At 52.0% G+C, this 2,379-nt stretch carries 2 protein-coding genes; both read right to left on the bottom strand.

The genetic code is table 11. The features are described 5' to 3' along the window. Positions 1–2,133, bottom strand: a 2,133-nt coding sequence (locus tag NW211_RS13710; RefSeq protein ID WP_258328251.1) for a TraG family conjugative transposon ATPase, incomplete at its 3' end; no start/stop codon positions are given. Next, positions 2,130–2,379, bottom strand: a 250-nt coding sequence (locus NW211_RS13705; protein WP_258328250.1) for a DUF4133 domain-containing protein, incomplete at its 5' end; no start/stop codon positions are given. The genes NW211_RS13710 and NW211_RS13705, both read right to left, overlap by 4 nt.

Genomic DNA, 2,379 nt, shown 5'->3' with positions numbered 1-2,379 from the left:
AATATCCTCGACCTCCTGCGTTACCACAACAGCCTCACCGAAGAACTTACGCACGGTCTTGAAGAGGTACTTCAGGTACTCGGCCATGCCCTCCTTGCTGATGGCTTTCCAAGCCTCCTCCAAGAGAATCATCTTGCGGATGCCTTTCAGCCTACGCATCTTGTTGATGAAGGTCTCCATAATGATGATGGTCACTATCGGGAAGAGTACCTTGTTGTCCTTGATGTTATCCAGCTCAAAGACGATAAACCGTTTGTTCAAGAGGTCCAGCTGCTTGTCGGAGTTCAGTAGGAAATCATACTCGCCACCTTTGTAGTAAGGTTCCAGGACATTGAGGAATCCCCATACATCGAAATCCTTCTCGCGTGTACGCTTCTCCTTGAGAATATCCTGATACTCATCACGGATAAACTCATAGAAGGTATTGAACGAGGGCTTGATGCTCTTGTCGGTGCGAATACGCTCCAAGAAGAGGTTCACAGCATTGGAGAGTGCCACCTCCTCGGCTCTCGTCGGTGGCTCATCGTCCCTTTTCCACAGCGTGAGGATAAGTGTCTTGATGGACTCCTTCTTCTCGATGTCGAACACACCGTCCTCGACATAGAAAGGATTGAAGGCTATCGGATCACTCTCCTCGTAGGTGAAGTAGATACCATCCTCACCATGCGTGCGTGCATTGATAAGGTTACACAACCCCTGATAAGAGTTACCCGTATCGACAAGTAGCACATGAGTACCTTGCTCGTAATACTGCCTTACCATATGGTTGGTGAAGAAGGACTTTCCACTGCCCGAAGGACCGAGGATGAACTTGTTGCGGTTGGTGATGATACCACGCTTCATAGGCAAATCCGAAATATCCAGATGGATAGGCTTGCCCGTCAAGCGGTCCACCATACGCATACCGAACGGAGAGAGTGAATCCTGTCCTGTGGTCTCCTCAATGAAGAGGCATAGTGCCTGCTCGATAAAGGTGTAGAAGGACTCCTCGGCAGGGAAATCGCCTGCATTGCCGGGGATAGCAGCCCAGAACAAGGTAGGTGTATCCACCGTATTGTGTCGGGGCTTGGCCTCCATCAAGGCGAGCTGACTGCCTACATCGTTCTTCACACGCTTGAGTTTCTCTCGGTCATCGCTCCACGCGAAGACATTGCAATGGGCACGGATGGCCGTCAGTCCCTGACTGTGTGCCTCGTTCAGGTACTCCTCAATCCACTCGCGATTAATCTGGTTGGAGCGGCTGTATCGTGATAGCGAGTGCATATTGCGTGCTGTCTGCTCGAACTTACGCAGCATCTCCGCAGAGTCATCTATGAAGAGGTACTGGTTCACGATGTGGTTGCAGGTGAGCAACACCCCGATAGGTGCGGCAAACGAGAGGCGGCAATCGCTACGGTCTGTCGAGAGACGCTCGTAACGGCTGTCGGTGGCTACGCCTGTCGGCAGGTCTTCGGGATCGGAGAGCGTATGCAGGCAGAGGTAGTTGTCGCCAATCTTCATCTCGCCAGCTCCGAGGGTGATGTCCTGCAAGCAGGTGGTATCCTCCTGCGAGAGCGAGAAATACTTCTCGATGATGCCCGCAGTTGACTCCGTGCCTGTAATCTCATCGCCCGTAAGACGGGTGAGCGTGATGAATCCGCTGTCGTTGATGATACGCTCGAACTGCTCACAACACTCCAGGAATCGGCTTACCACCTCCTTGTCCTGCATCTCCTTCGGGATGATGAAGCCACGGGTAAGGGCATTGAAGCTGCTGGTCGTGCGGCTATGCTCCTTGGTGGTCTTGGTGAGGAACAGATAACAAGTGTGCTTCAGGTAAGGACGCTCGTTGAAGTGTCGCTCAAAGGAGCGAGAGAGGAAACTGAAGTCTTCCTTCTGCAACTCGGGGGTGTAGCTCTCCTCAATGAAGAAGTCCTGCTTATGCACGATACTGTAGTTCGGCAAGACCTTGACCGCCTTGGCCCATGCCGAGTGTATCGCCTCATACTCCGCCTGTGTAATGGTGAAGAGTTCGGGAAGTTCCACGCGATAGCAGACCGTGATGTCGGCATCCTTGCTGATGATGCAGTCGTGTTCAACCGACAGAATCGGGAACTTGCTTTCGAGGGTAGCTGCTTTCATTACATTTCTCATGACTTTCTGTTTTTGAGGTTAGGAATAATCAATCGCAAGAATCGCTTGCGGTTGATGATGTAGCAGGGATGGTTCTTTGCAGCCTGTATCTTCATCAAGCCCCACTCGCCATACTTGGCATTCAGGTGGAAGGTCGCCCAGACAAGTACCGAAGCGGAGATGACTCCCAGTACGATACATATCCATTGGTTCACGCCTGCCATATACAGCACCATAAAGGCAATGAGTATGGCGAGCAGACCGCCG

Origin of the sequence: Barnesiella sp. ET7 (genome assembly GCF_024733785.1) — a bacterium.
In the GTDB taxonomy this organism is placed as follows: domain Bacteria; phylum Bacteroidota; class Bacteroidia; order Bacteroidales; family Barnesiellaceae; genus Barnesiella; species Barnesiella merdigallinarum.
The sequence above is the reverse complement of the archived record's forward strand: the minus strand, read 5'-3'. Positions and strand labels throughout refer to the sequence as shown.